The organism is Microbulbifer mixtoriginis (SeqCode) (assembly GCF_052467945.1).
In genome coordinates this window covers 4,053,754-4,072,978 of the sequence record NZ_CP174328.1, presented here as the reverse complement: position 1 = coordinate 4,072,978, position 19,225 = coordinate 4,053,754, and the positions used below count along the sequence as shown (strand labels likewise).

The following is a 19,225-nucleotide window of genomic DNA, read 5'->3' as shown; positions in this document are numbered from 1 at the left end:
ATTGGCGGGAATTTACTACTAATCTCAGAGTATTGCTGTCTGTGGAGATGGCCCGTGGTATTGGTACTGCCTTTTCTTACCGTTCTGATTGCAGCCTGGTATATATGGAAGCGCCGCCAGCGCGCGGCCACCGTGTGGTGGTTGTTGACTATGGTGATTTACATCATCTGGTTGATTTATCACTCGAACACAACGCTGGACCTCTCCTTCTAGCCGGGGTGCCGCTATGGTGTATATGGTCCGAAGGCTTGATGCCCTGGCTCTTCTCGGCCTCTCTGCGGTTCTCTGGGCGGCTTTTATCATCGAGCTTTACGAGCACCAACTGCCCTGCCCCATCTGCCTGCTTCAGCGTGTAGCCTTTACCATGGCTGGCTTGGGCTTGCTGATGAACCTGCGATTTGGTGTACGTCCCGCTCACTACGGAATTGTTATTCTCTCGAGTATTGCCGGGCTGGCTGCTGCCGGGCGCCAGGTGTTGTTGCATATTCTGCCCAATAACCCCGGATTTGGAGAGCCCTTTCTCGGCTTGCATCTCTATACCTGGGCGGCCGTGGCTTTTTTTGGGCTGCTTACTTATTGCGGGGTCGCAATGATGTTGGGCTTCTTGCGGCGGAACCTGTCACCGCGTCGATTCACCTTTCCCGAGAAATTTATCGCGGTGCTGTTTCTCACCATTGCCATGGCGAACCTGGCCAGCACCCTATTGGAGTGCGGTCTAGGTCCCTGTACGAGAGGCTCTTTCGGCTATCACTGGCTGTGGCCTTGAGAAAATCGTTGAATTGCTAGTCTCGCTGAATTTTTCCACAGTGGAAAATTGAGGGGATAGGGCAAATCCGTGGGAAGCTATATGCGTTTATTCAGTTTGCTATCGATTCTTTTGCTCCTCTCCTGTGATCCTCTAGAAAAGAGCGTGGGCTTCATTCCCACCGCCAATCCCACTCCAAGCAAGCCCGCTCAGTTAATTGTCCGTAACGCCACTATTTATACCGCGGATAAAGCCCGATCTATTGCTGCGGCGATGGCAATCAGGGGTGGGCGAATTGTCTTTGTCGGCACTGAAGCAGGTGTTGAGGCTTATATTGGCGGGGATACTGAAATTGTAGATCTGAATGGTAAGCTGGTTTTACCTGGCTTTTTCCAAAGGGCAAAAATTCGGGGGGCGGCATCCAGAATCAACTTATTTTCTCGAGGCTCCATTGAAGATTACCGTTTTGCGGTAGCGCGTTATATTCGAGAGAATCCGCAACAGCAAGTGATTGTGGGTGATGGTTGGAATTTGCAGGCATTTTCTGTTGAGCCTCCGCACAAAGGGATTCTCGATCAAATTAATGACCTGATCCCGATTATTTTATTTTCTTCAGACCGAAACAATATCTGGACAAATTCAGAAGGTCTGGCTGCCGCAGGAATTAATAACGATAGTGTGAATCCTCCTAATGGTTTCATAGAAAAAAACGAACACGGCATTGCTACTGGTTGGTTGCGGGGTCCTGGCGCTGTCGCACTAATAGAGAAATTGATCCCGCAGGACAGAAACGGAGATTACCGAAAAGACTTGCTCAGTATGCAAGATTTAGCGGTTAGTAATGGTGTGACAAGTCTCTATGATTCCGTTGTTGTATTAAAAGATGAGGAAGGTCAAAAGCGTTATTTTGATCAAATATCCGAAATTGAACCCATGGGTTTTCGCGTGCTGGCCTCAATGGCGGTTAGTACAGATTTTTCCGACAAAGATTTTAGTTCGTTGCAGCAAAAAGTTAGTCAAATAACAATTGATGACTTTAGACTGATTTCGATAAGTTATATTGGATGGTTGCCGGAAAATTTAGAGGTATGGATCACTACTGAACCAATCTCAAGAACTTCTGGTTCGATTAAAGAGGTTATTAGCTTGGCGCAAAGGGCTAATGCTCACCAATTTCCCATACAGATTTTAGTCTCTGGAGAAGAGGAAACTGATAAAGCTTTAAATATACTGGGAAAGTTGGAGGGGGGGGGCACCAAAATACGCAATGCAATTGTTAATGCTTCTTTAGATAAAGAGTCCACTCTGGATCAGCTTTCCCAGATGCATAGTGCCGTATTTGTACAGCCAAAAAATATTTTCCTATTGTATAGCGGCCGAGAAGGTTCAACTGGGGGTGGAGTTTTAGAGGGTGGAGAAAAATATATTCCCATGAGTGTCTCTTTATTATCTTCTGACCCCTCTCAGATTCGTGGCATGGTGGATCCAATGGCGGTTATTTATCGGGGGTTAAATCTAGGAATTTCTATTGATGACCTGGTTGAGGCTTTTACAATTAATGCTGCCTATTCTGGAGGCTTGGAAAAGGAAACGGGCAGTATCGAAAAGGGTAAGTGGGCTGATTTTATTGTTTTAGATAGAAATATATTTAATGTTTCTAAAAGTCAGGTTGATGAAGCCAAAGTGATAAAGACTTTTTATAAGGGACGCTTGGTGTTTGACCGGAAATCTTTAAGAAATTCAGACAATGAACCAAGATCAATACAACTAGACACCTTCTGACCTTTGTTGCATTGGGTTAAATTCAAATATAAGAAAGATATTCAGCTTTATAAGTATGTTTTTCTATAAATTCTAAAAAATCTTTTGGCGGCTCCAGTGTGCTGAGCCCAAGTTCAAAGATTTTCTTGCTGACTTTTGCGGCTGTATTTTGGGATATTTCTAAAATTTTTGATTGTGGCGGAAACAGACAGCCCTGCTGCAGCAGATCTTGACCAACTTGCTCAGCAACTCCACGGGCGGCCTCAATAAATAGTGAATCGGGCACACGTTTAGCACTTGTTGCATAAATTGCCATTGCTACCGCGGGGAAGATATATAAATTATTCGCTTGGCCTGGCAAATAGGTTTTTCCATGCAGTGTGACCTTGGGGAATTGTACACCGGCGGCATAGATGGCTCGGCCTTGGCTCCAACTGTAGGCCTGCTCCGCACTGCATTCGGCATGTTCGGTTGGGTTGGACAGAGCAAAAATAATGGGTCGCGGGTTGTGTGCGGCCATAGTTTCCACGACTTCCTGGGTAAATAATTGACCAACAGTACTGACGCCAATCAAGGTGGTTGGCTTGTGAGTTTTTATGGCCTCCAATAATTGTGAAGTTGGGGATTGGTCGTGTGCGTAGGGGCGCTGGAAGTCGAAAAGGTCTTCACGACTTTTTACCAGCAGTCCCTTTTCATCGAACATAATAATGCGGGCCTGGGCCTCTTCCTTACAGAGCCCTTCATTGACCAGTTCACTCACAAATAAATCTGCAAGCCCTATGCCGGCAGAGCCGGCACCGGCGAAGAAGATTTTTTCATCCTTTAACGAGCCCTGTTTGATTTTCAGGGCGTTGATCATGCCGGCCAGGGCAATACCCGCAGTGCCTTGGATATCATCGTTATAGCAGCAGGCCCTGTCTCGATATCGTTGCAGCAGGTGGACGGCGTCACTACCGGTCCAGTCCTCAAAGTGCAGGCAGCAATGTGGATAGCGCTGCTGGATAGTGTCCACAAATTCATCCACAAAACGGTAAAGCGTCTCGGTATCCGGGCGTTTATGACGCAGGCCTACATAGAGTGGGTCTGCGAGTACTTGTTCATTATCGGTGCCGGCATCTAAAAAGAGTGGCAGTAAATGTTCTGGCGGTACGCCCCCGGCGGCGGTGTAAAGCTGCAGTTTACCAATGGGGATACCCATGCCATTCGCGCCGATATCCCCGAGCCCCAGAATTCGTCCGCCATTGGTGACACAAATAAATCGAATGTCCCGGTCCGGCCAGTGAGACAGGGAGTCGGCGATACTGCCCTTCTGTGCAATAGACAGATAGACACCCCTGACCCTGCGCATGATATGGCTGAACTTGGTACAGGCTTCACCGATAGTGGGGTCGTAAATGATCGGAAGGAAGCGCACCGGATCAGACATCACCACTCGGTAAAAGAGCGTCTCGTTGGTATCCAGTAGACCGGTCAGGTAGACAAATCGATCGATATCCGAATGTTTGTGGCTCAGCTGCATCATCACCCGCTCTACCTGGGTTTCGATGGTTTCCAGAGCGTAGGGAATCAGGCCGTTAAGGCCAAACTTGTTGCGTTCCGCTTCTGTAAAAGCAGTGCCCTTATTGGTGCTGGGGTCGTGCAGGAGTTCGATGCCAGTGGCATCTACTTTGCGGTGGTCCAAGAGGGGCCCTCCAGTTGCGTTTTGGCTTACGCTAGTTAGGAGGAAGTATGGACCACTCTAAAGAAGGGGCACGCTATCCGGAAAGCTGGTTTATGAATGGCAGCTTTCTAGGGGGGATGGTTTTGAGGAGGCATGCAATATGCCTCCTCCAGAAAATCAGTGCCCTAGCGCACTACCTTCCCGGCGGGGGTCGGCACCGCCGTGGAGTGTATTGTTTTTTACCGCGATTGCATGAATGCCGCTGTTGAGATCGCGCTCGACGACCTCGTGCCCGCGTGCCCTGAGTTTATTGATGGTTTCCTGGCTAAAGAAACCGGGTTCAAGTTCGACACGCCGCCCGATAGCGCCAATGTTGCCGGCTGCGATGGCATCGGCAATGGGCATATTCAGCCCCAGGTGGTAGAGAATGGTGCGGGCGGTGTAGTCGATAATACGTGACCCCCCGGGTGAGCCCACCAGTAGGCGTAGGCTGCCATCTTTATTAAATACCACCGTTGGCGACATGGAAGAGCGAGGTCGTTTGCCGGCCTGGATACGATTCGCCACCAACTGCCCTTCGGCCGTTTTTGGGGTAAAGGAAAAATCGGTCAACTGGTTATTCAGCAGAAAACCCTTTACCAGCAGGCGAGAGCCAAAGCCCGTTTCGATGCTGCTGGTCATGCTGACGCCATTGCCGTAGCGATCCACAAAGACCAAATGGCTGGTGTTGGGCATCTCAGGTGATTGGGCCGTGAGGCGCTTGGTCGCCCCAGTGTTCGGATTGCCGGGCTTGGCTATGCTGGCGCTGTCAGGGTCAATGAGTGTCGCACGTTCGCTCAAGTAAGCGGGGGATACCAAAGCCTTACTGGGCACACTGATGAAATCCGAGTCGGCCGAATAGGTGTTGCGATCGGCAAAGGCCAGTTCTGAGGCTTCGATAAACAAATGGGTGAGCAGGTCGTCCCCGGCTTCCATTTCAGCGATGGGAAAAGCTTGCAGCATGCCCAAAATACCGCCCACGGTGGTGCCGCCCGATGAGGGGGCATCCGCACCACAGACCCGGTATTCGAGAAAAGCGGAACAGAGAGGCTGGCGCAGTTTGGCCCGATAATTGGCCATATCCTCAAGGTTGAGCAGACCGGGGTTTTCAGTGTCGCCGCGGACGGCCTTGACGACCGCCTCGGCGATCTCTCCTTTATAAAAAGCGTTCGCACCATCGCTGGCAATCATGCGCAGGGTGCGGGCATATTCCGGATTCTTCAGCCGGTGGCCCACCGGCAGGGGCCTGCCGTCGCTGTCAAAGAAATAACTGGCGATCGCCGGTCTTGCATCTACATGGGGTAGCCTGCTCAACAATTTGTGCAGACGTGGAGAGACTTCAAAGCCGCTTTCGGCTAGCTGGATGGCTGGCTGGAATAAAACTTCCCATGGCAGTTTGCCATCGCGCTGGTGCGCCATTTCCAACATGCGGATGACGCCAGGGACGCCCACTGAGTAGCCGCCAATAACCGCCTGCATAAATGAACGCGGTCTACCGTCGTGCATAAAGTAGTTTTCATCCACCTCTGACGGAGCGGTTTCCCGGCCATCGTAATAGCGCAGCTGTTTATCTTTGGCGTCGTAGCTCAGCATAAAGGCGCCACCGCCAATACCCGATGACTGGGGCTCCACCAACCCGAGCACCAACTGAGCGGTGATGGCTGCATCCACGGCACTACCGCCCTGCGCGAGGATTTGTTCGGCGGCGCGACTCGCGTGGGGGTTGGCGGTCACCGCCATATAGGATTTGGCCGTGGCAGACTTGATTGCACTGCGGCCGGTATCGACTTCCGGTTGCGGCTCATCGGCCATGGCCGGAGATAGAACAAGGGCGAGAGCGAGGAGAATGTGACGCACGAAACACTCCGCGGATTGTGGAAAAATCCGCTCGAGTGTATCAGAAATAACCAATTCGGGAGTTAGCGGAATTTCTCTTCCAGTGCAGCTTGTACAGCACTTGGAACAAATTTTGTGACATCTCCACCGAGAGAGGCAATTTCTCTAACTAAAGAGGAAGAAATATAGGACAAGTGTTCTGCTGGGGTCAGGAACAGGCTTTCCATATTCGGCGCCAGTTGGCGGTTCATATTAGCCAGCTGAAACTCGTATTCGAAGTCGGATACTGCGCGCAGGCCGCGTAGAACCCCGTAGGCATCCACCTGGCGCACCAGGTCAGCCAGCAGGATATCGAAGCCGATGACTTCCACATTGGGCAGGTGGCCGAGTACGCGCTGGGAGAGCTCCACCCGCTCATCCAGTGTAAATAAAGGATTCTTTCGATTACTGGCGGCTACGGCCACGATGACGTGGTCAAACAGGCGACAGGCCCGCTCCACCAAATCGAGATGACCATTGGTGATTGGGTCGAAAGTTCCGGGGTAGACAACTTTTTTCATACGCCAAGGATAAATGCGGGCTGAAAGGGATGCGAATGGTAAACAATTTACGGCTAAGGCTCAAAACCGAATGCGTTAACCTGACCCGCTGACCGGTCAGTGTTCTGTGGTTGTATCGGAGTTATTACGAAACAGTCGCATACAGACCTGACCAGCGCGCTTTTCCTTGATTAACGACCAGTCGTTCGCAGCAGAAATAACAGTGTCTCGGGGTGTCTCGATATAAATCAGAGCGCCTTCTGAGAGCCTGCCAGTGAGAGCGCCGAGACTCTCCTGCCACAAATCGTCTGCAAAGGGCGGATCGATAAAGACAATATCGTAAGGCTTGCCGCCACCGACCAAAAAATCTGCTGCCCGGCAGTTATGCACCTCGCCATCTGTGGCTTCGAGTAGCTGGAGTTGCTGGTTTAGGGTGCGTGCAGCCTGGGGATTCAGTTCGACGAAATCTACTGAGGCCGCGCCACGGGATAGAGATTCCAGACCCAGGGCGCCGGAGCCGGCGAAGAGGTCGAGGCATTGTGCGCCAGGTAGGTGAAACTGCAACCAGTTGAACAGGGTTTCGCGCAGGCGATCGCCGGTAGGTCTCAATCCCTCAACCGGGGCAAATTGCAATTTGCGCCCGCGCCACTGCCCTCCGATGATGCGCAATTGGGAAAGGGGCTGTGTGCTTTGCTTGCGCGATGAACTTCTGGCCAAGGTAACTCTCTACTGGGGGCTTAGCGATGCTAAGATTAGCGTCTTTCTGCAAGCGGTACACCCGGATAAACGAATGATCTTTGATTTCCTGCGCAAAAAGAAAAAGCGCAAGCCCGAACAAAGCGAGCCCCAAGGGGAGCAGGCCGAAGCGGTTGGCTCACCAGAGGAGGCCCCGGCGGAAGAGTGGCAGGAGCCATCTGTCACCGATAAAGAGCCCGCTGCACCCCAGGAGGCCGCTGCCGAGTCAGCAGAGGCGCCCGCTCCAGAGATGGAACAAGCGACTGCTGATGTGCAGGAACCTTCCACAGAAGCTGTTGAGCCATCGCCCGCTAGTACAGCCAATGCGCAGCCCGAAATTCAGTCTAGCCCTGAATCTGAGTTGCCAGCCGATACTAAAGCAGCAGCGTCAGAACCGGCTCCTCGGGTTCAGGAGCCAGCGCCCAAGCCCACCCCCGTGCAGGAAAAACCCGTAGCGAAAAAGAAAGAGGGTTTCTTTGCACGTATTCGCCGCGGGCTCAGCCGCACCAGCAATCAGTTTGTCGAGGGCATGGGCAACCTGTTCCTCGGAGCCAAAGAAATCGATGAAGATCTGTTGGAAGAGCTGGAAACCCAGCTGCTGATGGCAGATGTGGGTGTCGAGGCCACCAGTGAAATTGTTGAGCGCCTCACTGAGCGCGTCTCGCGCCGCGAGCTGGCCGATGGCGATGCGCTCTATAAAGCGCTGCAGCAGGAGTTGGCAGAGCTGCTCGACAGTGTCGACGCGCCTTTGGTGCTGGATACCAGTAAAAAGCCCTATGTGATTTTGGTGGTGGGCGTTAACGGCGTTGGTAAGACCACCACCATCGGCAAGCTGGCGCACCGTTTCCTCGGCGAGGGCAAATCGGTGATGCTGGCCGCCGGCGACACTTTCCGCGCCGCTGCGGTAGAACAGTTACAGGTTTGGGGGCAGCGCCACGATGTGCCGGTGGTGGCTCAGCATACCGGTGCGGACAGCGCCTCGGTAATTTTTGATGCAGTCCAGTCGGCCCAGGCCCGTGGTATTGATGTGGTGATCGCCGATACAGCCGGCCGCCTGCACACCAAGTCCAACCTGATGGAAGAGTTGACCAAGGTGCGCCGCGTAATGGGCAAGCTGGATCCCAGCGCTCCCCACGAGGTGCTATTGGTGCTGGATGCCGGCACCGGCCAGAATGCAATTAACCAGGCTGCGCAATTCCGCGAGGCGGCCGGTGTCACCGGCCTGGTACTTACTAAGCTTGACGGCACCGCCAAGGGTGGCGTGATCTTTGCCCTGGCGCGGCGTTTCGGTATTCCTGTGCGCTTTATCGGTGTGGGTGAACAGGCTGAGGATCTGCAGCCGTTCCGCGCGCGCGAATTTGTCTCGGCGCTGTTTGGCCGCGATACCGCTTGATCGCTACTAAACCCTCTTAGGGAATAACAAGAAAAAAATCGTGATCACCTTTGACAATGTGAATAAGCGCTATGCATCGGGGCAGGACGCCCTGGTGCGTATCAGCTTGGAAGTCCCCCGCGGCGATATGGTGTTTCTCACCGGTCATTCAGGTGCGGGTAAGAGCACACTTTTGCGGCTGTTGACCGCCATCGAGCGCCCCACTAAAGGCTCGATTTTGGTCGCAGGGCAGAATCTCAACCGCCTGCGAAATAGCCAGATCCCCTATTACCGCCGCAACCTGGGTATCGTTTTTCAAAACCACCAGCTGCTGTTTGATCGCAGTGTGTTCGACAATATCGCTCTGCCACTGGCAGTGGCCGGCTGCAGCAAACGCGAAGTGGGCCGCCGGGTGCGCGCCGCTCTAGACAAGGTAGGCCTCCTGGACAAGGAGAAACACAATCCCATTACCCTGTCTGGAGGGGAGCAGCAGCGGGTGGGTATCGCCCGCGCAGTAGTGAACAAGCCGGCGATCCTGGTAGCGGATGAGCCTACAGGTAATCTGGACCCTCAGCTGTCACAGGAGATCATGCAACTGTTTTCCGACTTTAATGCTGTGGGCGTCACTGTACTGGTGGCAAGCCACGACCTGGAATTGATAGCGCGCATGCGCCGGCGGGTATTGACCCTGCAAGCCGGTCAGTTGATCTACGACGGAGTCCCGAGCCGTGAAGCACACCCAGTCTAGAGCCCAGCGCCCGGCGAGCAGTGGCATTGAAAAGCGCCCGCGTAGCAGTGGCGCAGTGGCTGCTCGCACCGGTATTTCGGATCGCTGGCAGTCCTGGCTCGACCACCATCGCCAGGTAGCGCGGGAATCCCTGCGTCGTTTTTTCGCTACGCCCATGGCTAGTGCTATGACCGCCCTGGTAATCGCTATCGCCCTGGCTCTGCCCGCCGCTTTGCAACTTGGGTTGGCAAATTTTCAGCGCGCTGTGGCCGGCTGGGATGGCCAGCCGCAGATTTCAGTATTTCTCAATAAGAGAGCGCAGAAAACGGCAGTAGACTCCTTCGCCGCCAAACTGCGCAGCGACCCGGCCATCGCAGAGGTGACTTATATTTCTCCGGAAGCGGCGCTGGCGGAATTCGAGCAGGCTTCCGGGCTCGGCGACCTCCTGGTGGGGCTCGATGCCAACCCTCTGCCGGCAGTATTGCTGCTGCGCCCGCGAGATACCCATAACAGCGAAAAATTGCAGCGCATTGTGGATAACCTACAGGAGCACGCCCTGAGTGACTCGGTGGTGCTCGATCTGGCCTGGGTGCAGCGCCTAACCCAGCTGACGGAGCTGGGGCAACGGATGTCCGCAGGGCTCGCGCTGCTGTTGGCGCTGGGGGTTATCCTGGTGGTGGTCAATACGATTCGCCTGCACATTGAAAGCCGCCGGGAGGAAATCCTGGTAGTAAAGCTTGTGGGTGGCACAAATGCTTTTGTGCGCAGACCTTTCCTCTATAGTGGTCTCTGTTATGGGGCTTTTGGCGGACTGCTGGCATGGGCTCTGTTACTGGGAGCGGTTTTGCTATTGTCCGGGCCGATCTCAAGCCTCTCCTCTAGCTACGGTAGTAATTACAGCCTAGTGGGGCCCGGTTTCAGCTATTTTGTTGGCCTTATCGGTGGCGCTGCTTTGCTTGGGCTGCTGGGGGCCTGGCTGGCGACGGGCCGTCACTTGCGCGAGATCGAACCCAGCTGAGACGAGTGTTTACACGCCTTGGTTTAGCCAAGAAGCGTAAAGCTGTAGCGAATTGGGGAACCTAGTTGGGATTTGGTCCCTCTAAACGGCTGCAATACAAGGGAATACGGCAGTTGGCGGCGGACTTTCTTAACCGCTCGTGCAAGTGCTACACTGAGTCCAGCCTGTTGCCGGATAAAGTGTCCGACGACAGCGGCCGCTGGAATCGGCCGACTAATAATGAGAGGAGAAACCTGAATGGGAACCAGCCTACAGCCAGTGCATACGCTGTCTCCGGGCGCCAACCTGGGAGCTTACATCCAGACCGTCAGCAGCTTCGATGTGCTGTCCGCGGAGGAAGAAAAGCGCCTGGCAGAAGACCTCTATTATCGCGAAGATATTAACGCGGCCCGCCAACTGGTCATGTCCCACCTGCGCTTTGTCGTACATATCGCCAAGTCTTATTCTGGCTATGGACTCAACCAGTCGGATCTGGTGCAGGAAGGCAATGTTGGTCTGATGAAGGCGGTTAAACGCTTTAACCCCGAGAAAGGGGTGCGTTTGGTCTCCTTTGCGGTGCACTGGATCAAAGCGGAAATTCACGAATTTATCCTGCGCAACTGGCGCATCGTGAAGATCGCTACCACCAAGGCACAGCGCAAGTTGTTCTTCAACCTGCGTGGTCAGAAGAAGAAACTGGCCTGGCTGAGCAACGATGAAGCCAAGGCGGTGGCTAAAGATTTGAATGTAGATGTCGCCCAGGTCCATGAGATGGAGGGCCGCCTTGCCGCTCATGATGCCGCATTTGATGCGGGGGTGGACGACGATGACGACACCGCCTGGCAAGCGCCGGCACACTACCTGGAAGACCGCAGTTATGACCCGGCAGCTCAGTTGGAGCGGGATAACTGGCAGGAAACCAGCTTCAACAGTCTGGCCAATGCTATGGAGCAGCTCGACGAGCGCAGCCGCGATATTATCCAGGCACGCTGGCTGAGCGAGGAGAAATCCACTCTGCACGAGTTGGCAGATAAATACGGAGTCTCCGCCGAACGTATCCGTCAGCTGGAGAAGAACGCCATGAAAAAAGTGCGTGCGGCTATGGAGGCCTGATAGCGCACTTTGGCAGTTCGGAAAAAACCGCGCAGCAGCGCGGTTTTTTTATTTCTGCGATGCATGGACCCGCTTCGTCGGGCGCAAAAAAATGGGATAAGCCATGGCTAAAGTTTACCTTCTACTCGCCGCATTATTTGGCGCCAGTGGCGTTGCTCTCGGTGCCTTTGGCGCACACGGCCTGCGTGGCAAGGTCGCCGAGCCGCTATTGGAAGCCTACAAGACCGGTGTGCAGTACCAGATGATCCACGCCCTGGTGCTATTGGCTGTGGCGCTGCTGATACAGAATTGGGGAGAACGTCTGTCACTCACTCTGAGCGGCGCTTTCTTTATATTTGGCTTGGTGTTTTTTTCCGGTAGTCTCTACGCCCTTACCCTGGGTGGGCCGCGTTGGCTGGGGCCGATTACACCGATTGGTGGGTTATTGATGATCGCCGGCTGGGTGACACTGTTTATTGCCGCCGTGAATACCCCCAAATAGCCGGGCTGTCGCCTATCAAAACCCGAATAAGAGAAAACCGCTTCGCATAAGAGGTCGCGAACAATGCAAGACGAATCCGCGGAAGAGTTTCCCTACCGCACCGAGTACAAGAAAAAATCTATCCGCAGCTACGTGATTCGTGCGGGGCGGATGACTGAGGGGCAGCGCCGCGCCTTTGATACTTACTGGGGAAAATATGGTCTGTCGCTCTTCGATGGCCCTTTGAATCCAGTTGAGGCATTTGGCCGTGAGGCTCCGCTTGTGTTGGAGATCGGTTTTGGTATGGGCGACTCACTGCTCGCCATGGCCCAGGCTGAACCGGATAAGAATTTTATTGGTATTGAGGTGCATCCTCCCGGTGTGGGTCGGCTGATTAACAATGCCGGTAAAGCCGGGATTGATAATCTCAAAATTTATATGGCCGATGCGGTGGATGTTTTGAATGACTGCATTGGGGATGGCATTCTGGACAGGTTCCAATTGTATTTTCCCGATCCCTGGCATAAGAAGAAGCACCATAAGCGCCGCATCGTGCAGCCGCAGTTTGTGCGCCTGATTTGCAGCAAGCTGAAAACCGGCGGTGTTATGCATATGGCTACGGACTGGCAGAATTATGCCGAGCATATGCTGGAAGTGTTGCAAGCGGAGTCGTTGCTGGAAAATACCTCCTCCAATGATGACTATGTCGAGCGTCCAGAGTGGCGCCCGGAAACCAAGTTTGAGCGCCGCGGCCAGCGCCTTGGGCACGGTGTCTGGGATCTGGTGTACCGCCGCCTGCCCGGAGAAGCTCCTGCCCTAGCGCCGAGCGAAGAGACTGTTGAAAAGCCTTCCAAGCCGGCACCGGAGGTCGAATAACATCCAATTTGCCACTTGGAGAGTTTTAGCAATAAGCGCCGACTGTAAGTCGGCGTTCTCCCCCACCTACGGCAGTACCCCACCCTTTCTTTAAACGTACAGCTGCCAGTTCTTCTTGAAAGATTCCCAGCGCTGTTTGTCTGCGGTGATACGAATATTTCTTACCGAGTTTTCGTTGTAGTACATCCAATCCGATAACACGATATTGTTTTGGCTGCCGGCATAGTAGCGCATGCGGAAGCGGCGAATATATTGGTTGGGTATTGCCAGGAAGGCTACCTCACGACCGGGGGTGACGTTGGCGACCTCAACGCATTCATGTCCAGTTTTGTCGAACTCATAGACAAATCCGGCGATGGCTTTATCCACCCTGTCGGTTTGGTGCAGGTAGTAGTAACGCACCGGACAGTAAGTTTTGTTGTGCCAGGCAAAGCGCGCTACCACGTTGGGGTCGTCGGTACTGGATATCACCTGGCAGGAAGCGCCGCTACCGAGATGGGGGTCGTGGCGGTTGTTATTATCCATTTTTGGAAAAAATCCCCCTGACTGCCACAGCATTTGCGGCGGCCGGGTATCCCCCCGGTACAGGCGTCCCGGTGTCATATGCAGATTAAAACCCGAGCGGCTAAAACGATAACGATACAGATTGAAAGGGATGTCATTGTGGTTCTGAATATTGCCCAGAGCCAAAGGTTCTGACAATGCGGCTTCACTGGCCTGGCGATACCAGCAATAGGCGCCGCCCAGCAATGTGGTAATGGCGTTTTGACGTCGCTGTATACCATCCGAGGTGAGCTGTTGTACCGGGTTAGAGGGATTGAAGCCGGTCAACCAGGTATACATTGCCTCTATAAGGCTTTGGGATGTGTTGGATATGCGGGTGTAATCCAGAGTCTGGATCAGTGCAGCCTGAGTCACTAACTGATCAATTCGGGTTAGTCCATCTTTACTGCGGCTGTACTTCCAACTGCAGCGAGAATTTTGTTGAAAATCGGTGGCGTATTCTCGAATAGTTTTTGGTGGGCGGCACGAAGTTTGAATCAACTCTGGGCGAACCAGGTTTCTTACGTAGTTATCTATGTTTGGCGCCAGCATCGGTTAACTCTCCGCTGTTTATAAGTATATTTTTTATTTCCCGTCTATGATTTTCATATTGGGCGCGGCATTAAATAGTAGTTTTATTAAAAATGCAGAACAAATAACACAAAGATAACCGAATTAATTTGAATTTAAAGTAGTTAATCAAATTAATAAAAATTGAAAGGGGGATGGTTTTAAAAAGATTTCGGTGTCAGTAATGGGTAAATGCCATACTTCCATTTCAATCCTCTGCGGTGCTGTATTGCTTTTTTCTGTCAGTAATGTTTCGGCCGATTTTGTCGGTACCCTCAATCTCTATGCCAATGGCGGTAAATACTGGTTTAACAGTGACCGTTTAAACGGAACCCCTTTTCACGGATTGACTTTGCAGGATACCACCGGTGGTGGTGGTGGCCTGGGATTTAATATGACCAACTACTGGGCGATGGAGGGGGTGGTCGATTACTTTATTGTTGGAGTGGATGATTTTCCCGAAAAACTCGAGATTTACAATTACCACCTGGACCTACTCTACCAATTTGGTGGGCAATTCTGTGGTGATTTTTGTTGGCAGCCATATGTGGCTTTTGGCGTTGGCGAGATGCGCATTAATTATGATAAAGCGCCGAAAAAACGTTACAGGAGATATTACACGGACGAGGATGGGATAGAACGTTACGACTGTAAATATCGGTATAAACATGGTTATAAATATCCTGACTGGCACCCCTACCGGAGATATCTGTGCAACTGGCATGATCGCCAAACCATGGTCAATCTTGGTCTGGGGATAAAATATAGCCTCGGTCCCCGCTGGCAGGCCCGTGCGGATGTGCGACTTTTTCAGGGGGTGGATCACGGTGGGTTGGATGGTTTTGCCAGCGTTGCGATTGGCTACCAGTGGATCGAGTATCCGGACTTTTGGTACGACGAGGATGCGGACGGGATTATCGATGCAACCGATCAGTGCCCACAGACCCCGGTAGGTGTGGATGTTGGCCCCGATGGCTGCCCCATGGATATCGACTTTGATGGCGTGCCGGCCTATATCGATCAGTGCCCGAATACACCAGTCGGCACCGCCGTGGATGAATATGGCTGTATTCGCAGATAGCTAATGCGTTTTTAAAGGCTTCCGGGGTAGCTCCTGGAGGGCGGTGATGATGCCCTCCAGGAGCTATTTTGATAGACAAACGGTCTAGTTACTCCCCGCGCAATTGCTCAAGTTGCTCGGAAATTTCCAGCCATTCCATTTCCAGAAGGTCGAGAGCTTCGCGATATTCGGTTTGCTCTTTATTGAGACGTGCAATTTCATCTTGCTGACCTCCCATGTAGAGTTGTTCATCGGCCAACTTGCCTTGAACTTTTTGAAGTTTTTCCTCTGTTGCGGCCATTTGCCGCTCAATATTTTTTAATTTATTGGTCAGGGGTTTTAGTTGTTCTCGCAAGGCGGCAGCGGCACGGCGTTGGGCCTTTTTATCTTCTGCAGGTTTTTCCTGATTATCACCGCTTTCTACTGATTTTTCCTCACGCCGCTTTTCCCGGTTAAAACCCAGTAGCCACTGTTTGTAGTCCTCGAGGTCACCGCTATAGGGTTCCGCACGACCATTTGCAACCAGAATAAATTCATCGGCGGTATTGGCGAGTAGATGGCGATCATGGGATACCAAAATAACCGCACCGGGGAACTCAGCCAGGGCCATGGTAAGAGCATGGCGCATTTCCAGGTCTAGGTGGTTGGTGGGCTCATCGAGCAGTAGTAGGTTGGGTTTTTGCCAGGCGAGGATCGCCAATGCTAGGCGGGCCTTCTCTCCACCAGAAAAGCCGGCTACGGTTTCAAAGACCCGGTCGCCAATAAAGCCGTATCCGCCGAGGAAGTCGCGCAGAGACTGCTCACTGGCCTCGGGACTCAGTCGTTGCAGGTGTAATAAAGGAGAGGCCTTGCCATCCAGAGCTTCGAGCTGGTGTTGGGCAAAATAGCCAATAGCCAGATGTTCGCCACACTGGCGCTCACCGCTCTTGGGGGCAAGCTCGCCGGCAAGGGTTTTAATTAGCGATGACTTACCCGCGCCATTGGGACCGAGCAGGCCGATACGGCGGCCGGGCTGAATACCCAGTTGTACTTTCCTCACGACCACTTTGTCGGCATAGCCGATATCAGTTTCGCGCAGGTCGATCAGCGGATTGGAAGTTTTATCCGCAGATGGCAGGGTGAAGTGAAAGGGTGAGTCCACATGGGCTGGGGCGATTTGTGCCATGCGGTCCAATGCCTTTAAACGACTTTGCGCCTGTTTGGCCTTGCTGGCTTTGGCGCGAAAGCGCCGCACAAAGTCTTCCATGTGGGCGCGTTCGGATTGCTGTTTTTCATATTGTATTTGTTGCTGGGCTAAGCGCTCGGCGCGTGTACGTTCGAAGGCGCTGTAGTTACCGCTATAAAGCACGAGCTTTTGCTGTTCAAAACTGACAATGCCATCAACCACTGCATCGAGGAAATCGCGATCATGGGAAATAATTAACAGGGTGCCGGGGAAACGCTGTAGCCACTGTTCCAGCCAGAGGGTCGCGTCTAGATCCAGGTGGTTGGTGGGTTCGTCCAGCAGCATCAAATCCGCGGGGCACATCAATGCTCTAGCCAAATTGAGGCGAATGCGCCAGCCACCGGAAAAGCTGCGCACCGGGCGCTGTTGTTCCGAGTGCGCAAAACCCAGGCCGTCGAGTAACTGTGCGGCACGCGCGGGCCCGCTATAGCCGTCGATGCTGGCCATACGCTCGTGCAGCTCGGCCAGTTTGTGGCCATCGGATTCCCCGCTGGCTTCAGCCTTTTTGAGCTGGTCTTGCAGGTTGCGCAGTTCCCGATCGCCGTCGAGTACATAGTCGAGGGCCGACTGATCGCTAGCCTCCACCTCCTGGGCCATATGAGCAATTCGCCAGCCGCCGGGGATATCCACCTGTCCAGCGTCGCTTTCCAGTTGACCCAGTAGCAACTTAAACAGCGTTGACTTACCACAGCCATTCGCGCCGATAATTCCCACCTTGTGGCCGGGGAATATACGGCAGTCTGCACCGTTTAGCAGGTCGCGCTCGCCTCGATGCAGGGAGACACCTTGCAAATTAATCACTGGAAAAAACCTCTTATGAACAGGCCGATGAATGCTAGGCTATTCGACGTATTTGTACGTATTCGCCGCCGCTTGAGCGCGCCGAACCGCAAAGGGCCTGGATTTTAACGTGACAGATAGCACACCTCCATCCTCTTCCAAGGAAAACCCACTGTGGCAGTTCAGTCTGGACTTCTATCGTCATCAAGGGGTTGAAGACTTCTTGCTCGACTGTCAGGACACGAAGGGGGCCGACGTGTGTTTAATGCTTTGGGCTAGCTATGCAGCGGTTTGTGGACACCAGTTGAGTGAGGAGGGGTGGCGTGTGGCTGATCGCGGTTTGGCACCGCGTCGTAGAATGATTATCAGTGTACGCCACCTGCGTCGCTTACTAGGGCGCTTTCGCCCTCATACAGTGCGTGTGTACGAAATGTGTAAGCGTTATGAATTGAACTTGGAACGCTTGCAGTTGGCGGCACTTTGGAAAATTTGCCTGGAGGCATGGCCGGGAGATAAGCCTGCGCTACAGCTTGCGGGGCAGCAATATGGGCTTTTACAAAAAGATCAGGTTCACTGGGCAGGTCTAATTGAGAGCTTTATGGCTTCGGTCGAAAATCTGGATGCCGTCTGAATTTTTCAGGCAGCGGCTTTAGCAAACACAGTGTGCTGCCAATAAAACTGGAAGGTTTCTACCTACTACCAATCCCATACTTCCAATAAATTACACCGTAATGGACTGGCTACTTGGCACCCACCCTAATAGAACCGGCCGGGTGCCAATCTGTTTACAAAGTATTAGGAGCGCCTATTCGCCACGGTGACCCTCTGTGGAAAACAGGCTATTGGCCGGTGTAGTTGGCGTAATCGATGGTGTTGGTGGAGTTTGCTCCAGTGGTTTTTGCTGCTCATCAGATGCCAGGTTCTTTGCTTCTTCAGTGGGTTTTTCCTGAATTTTGCTTTCACTGGGTGCAGCTTGCTTGGGTTTTTCCTGTTGCGGCTTTCCTTCTTTGGCCTTTACCTGCTCAGGTTTAGCAACTTCAGAAGTTTTTGTCGCTGTTGCGGCTTTAGTTGGGGTAGCTTTCTTGCTGGCGGGTTTTGCTACTTTTTGCTTGCTCGCGGTGGTAGTTTTTGCCGGCTTGGTAGCGGTTTTCTTTGTGCTACTAACTGCTGCCTTCTTAGACGGTTTAGCAGTGCTCGTCTTTTTCGCAGCAGCTTTCTTTTCGCTGGCCTTTGCTGCTACCGTCTTTCTCGTAGATTTTGCCGTGCCAGCTTTTACAGACTTAGCAGAGGTTTTACTGGTGGCTTGCTTAGTGGCGGTGGGTTTTTTCGCCTTAGGCTGAGTCTTAAGCAGCTCTTTTTCCGTTTTGGCTGCGACTTTGCGTACGGTTTCCGCCGCTTTGAGCTCTGCTTTGGCTCTGGCTTGCAGATACTTGGCGTCGGCAGCAGCTTGCTTAGCCCGTTGAAATACCTCGTTAAATTTCTCTACATTGCTTTTAGCGCTTTCCACACGCTTTAGAGCTGCGGGCGTCTTGGTGGTTTTCGCCTTAGCGCGGGCTTCACCCAGCTTGTCCTTTGCCTTACTCAGCTTGTCTTTTGCTGAGGTCAGGTTTTTTCCGGCCTTAAGTACCGCTTTGCCGGCATCGGTGATTTTCTTATTGCGGGCTTTGTCCAGTTTTGCGGCGAGTTTGGAAATTTGTGCTTCCAGCTCTGCAACCGGATTGACAGCTTTTGGTTTGGCAGCCATGAGTAAATGTCCTGACGTTTATTATCGATTGGCACTTCCGGATAGTGCGCTCTTCTTCCTTTAAATACGATGGATACCGCTCTAGCAAGAGATATGCGCACCGCGCACTGCCCCAAACTGAAAAGCACTTCAAACAGTCCAGAACAATAACCGGTTACTGGCCGATAATAGCGCTGTTTTTAAAAAAAATGTATGCCGTGTACTGCGAAAAAAGCGTTGTCTGCAGATTTTTTGTGAAGCGGCTGGAACCAGCAAGGGGAATGTGGTGTCCTGCACAGTGTGCGCGTCATCAGTATGCACTGGGAGTCGCCTTGGGTTAGACTTGGGCGCACTGGCGGAAACTGTGCGCCTGGTGGCTTAGGGCCGGAACAGAGTTGCTTGAAATACCGCTGTTGGCGTTGGACCAAGGTCAAGCGCGAATCTATAAACGCAATACGGACAAA

Annotated in this window: 18 protein-coding genes; 11 read left to right on the top strand and 7 right to left on the bottom strand. The window is 52.8% G+C overall.

The features are described from left to right. The first annotated feature begins 54 nt into the window (after positions 1 to 54). From ACJJIJ_RS17670 to ACJJIJ_RS17660, 3 genes are all read left to right on the top strand, one after another. Positions 55 to 213, top strand: coding sequence for a DUF5993 family protein (locus ACJJIJ_RS17670; RefSeq protein ID WP_444903461.1), 159 nt, complete (start codon positions 55 to 57; stop codon positions 211 to 213). Between the two features lie 13 nt (positions 214 to 226). Further along, positions 227 to 766, top strand: a complete 540-nt coding sequence (locus ACJJIJ_RS17665) for a disulfide bond formation protein B (protein WP_252083874.1) — start codon at positions 227 to 229, stop codon at positions 764 to 766. A gap of 81 nt (positions 767 to 847) precedes the next feature. After that, complete coding sequence (locus ACJJIJ_RS17660) at positions 848 to 2,527, top strand: amidohydrolase (protein ID WP_444938034.1); 1,680 nt, start codon at positions 848 to 850, stop codon at positions 2,525 to 2,527. Between the two features lie 22 nt (positions 2,528 to 2,549). Here ACJJIJ_RS17660 and ACJJIJ_RS17655 read toward each other — a convergent pair whose 3' ends face one another. From ACJJIJ_RS17655 to rsmD, 4 genes are all read right to left on the bottom strand, one after another. Then, entirely contained in the window at positions 2,550 to 4,187 is a 1,638-nt protein-coding gene (locus tag ACJJIJ_RS17655) for an NAD-dependent malic enzyme (protein WP_444938033.1), read from the bottom strand. Positions 4,188 to 4,343: 156 nt separating this feature from the next. Further along, entirely contained in the window at positions 4,344 to 6,062 is a 1,719-nt protein-coding gene (gene ggt / locus ACJJIJ_RS17650) for a gamma-glutamyltransferase (protein WP_444938032.1), read from the bottom strand. Between the two features lie 62 nt (positions 6,063 to 6,124). Beyond that, entirely contained in the window at positions 6,125 to 6,601 is a 477-nt protein-coding gene (gene coaD / locus ACJJIJ_RS17645; RefSeq protein ID WP_252083870.1) for a pantetheine-phosphate adenylyltransferase, read from the bottom strand. Positions 6,602 to 6,697: 96 nt separating this feature from the next. Beyond that, the gene (rsmD, locus tag ACJJIJ_RS17640) at positions 6,698 to 7,297 is read right to left on the bottom strand and encodes a 16S rRNA (guanine(966)-N(2))-methyltransferase RsmD (protein WP_252083869.1); all 600 of its coding nucleotides are present in this window, start codon (positions 7,295 to 7,297) and stop codon (positions 6,698 to 6,700) included. Between the two features lie 268 nt (positions 7,298 to 7,565). On the opposite strand from rsmD, the gene ftsY reads away from it, so the two are divergent. From ftsY to trmB, 6 genes are all read left to right on the top strand, one after another. Beyond that, positions 7,566 to 8,708 (top strand): signal recognition particle-docking protein FtsY, encoded by a 1,143-nt coding sequence (gene ftsY / locus ACJJIJ_RS17635; RefSeq protein WP_444939590.1) that lies wholly within the window; start codon positions 7,566 to 7,568, stop codon positions 8,706 to 8,708. 40 nt (positions 8,709 to 8,748) lie between these two features. Continuing rightward, positions 8,749 to 9,435, top strand: coding sequence for a cell division ATP-binding protein FtsE (ftsE, locus tag ACJJIJ_RS17630; protein WP_252083868.1), 687 nt, complete (start codon positions 8,749 to 8,751; stop codon positions 9,433 to 9,435). After that, positions 9,416 to 10,432, top strand: a complete 1,017-nt coding sequence (gene ftsX, locus ACJJIJ_RS17625; protein ID WP_444938031.1) for a permease-like cell division protein FtsX — start codon at positions 9,416 to 9,418, stop codon at positions 10,430 to 10,432. Before ftsE ends, ftsX begins: the two co-directional genes overlap by 20 nt. A gap of 237 nt (positions 10,433 to 10,669) precedes the next feature. Then, positions 10,670 to 11,524: an RNA polymerase sigma factor RpoH gene (gene rpoH, locus ACJJIJ_RS17620; RefSeq protein ID WP_252083866.1), complete on the top strand. Its 855-nt coding sequence runs from the start codon at positions 10,670 to 10,672 to the stop codon at positions 11,522 to 11,524. A gap of 103 nt (positions 11,525 to 11,627) precedes the next feature. After that, positions 11,628 to 12,005, top strand: a complete 378-nt coding sequence (locus ACJJIJ_RS17615; RefSeq protein WP_444938030.1) for a DUF423 domain-containing protein — start codon at positions 11,628 to 11,630, stop codon at positions 12,003 to 12,005. Positions 12,006 to 12,068: 63 nt separating this feature from the next. Beyond that, positions 12,069 to 12,860 (top strand): tRNA (guanosine(46)-N7)-methyltransferase TrmB, encoded by a 792-nt coding sequence (trmB, locus tag ACJJIJ_RS17610; RefSeq protein ID WP_444889047.1) that lies wholly within the window; start codon positions 12,069 to 12,071, stop codon positions 12,858 to 12,860. Between the two features lie 90 nt (positions 12,861 to 12,950). Here trmB and ACJJIJ_RS17605 read toward each other — a convergent pair whose 3' ends face one another. Further along, a complete protein-coding gene (locus ACJJIJ_RS17605) occupies positions 12,951 to 13,955 on the bottom strand; it encodes a hypothetical protein (protein WP_252083863.1) in 1,005 nt (334 codons plus the stop codon). A 202-nt stretch (positions 13,956 to 14,157) separates the two neighbouring features. Between ACJJIJ_RS17605 and ACJJIJ_RS17600 the strand changes: the two genes are divergently transcribed. Further along, the gene (locus tag ACJJIJ_RS17600) at positions 14,158 to 15,054 is read left to right on the top strand and encodes an outer membrane beta-barrel protein (protein WP_252083862.1); all 897 of its coding nucleotides are present in this window, start codon (positions 14,158 to 14,160) and stop codon (positions 15,052 to 15,054) included. A gap of 88 nt (positions 15,055 to 15,142) precedes the next feature. Here the strand turns inward: ACJJIJ_RS17600 and ACJJIJ_RS17595 are convergent, their stop codons facing one another. After that, positions 15,143 to 17,059 carry an ATP-binding cassette domain-containing protein gene (locus ACJJIJ_RS17595; RefSeq protein ID WP_444938029.1) on the bottom strand — a complete coding sequence of 639 codons (1,917 nt, stop codon included), beginning with the start codon at positions 17,057 to 17,059 and terminating at the stop codon, positions 15,143 to 15,145. Between the two features lie 109 nt (positions 17,060 to 17,168). Between ACJJIJ_RS17595 and ACJJIJ_RS17590 the strand changes: the two genes are divergently transcribed. Further along, positions 17,169 to 17,669 (top strand): TIGR02444 family protein, encoded by a 501-nt coding sequence (locus tag ACJJIJ_RS17590; RefSeq protein WP_252083860.1) that lies wholly within the window; start codon positions 17,169 to 17,171, stop codon positions 17,667 to 17,669. A 174-nt stretch (positions 17,670 to 17,843) separates the two neighbouring features. On the opposite strand, the gene ACJJIJ_RS17585 is transcribed toward ACJJIJ_RS17590, so the two are convergent. Next, positions 17,844 to 18,782 (bottom strand): hypothetical protein, encoded by a 939-nt coding sequence (locus ACJJIJ_RS17585; protein WP_444938028.1) that lies wholly within the window; start codon positions 18,780 to 18,782, stop codon positions 17,844 to 17,846. Between the last annotated feature and the right edge of the window lie 443 nt (positions 18,783 to 19,225).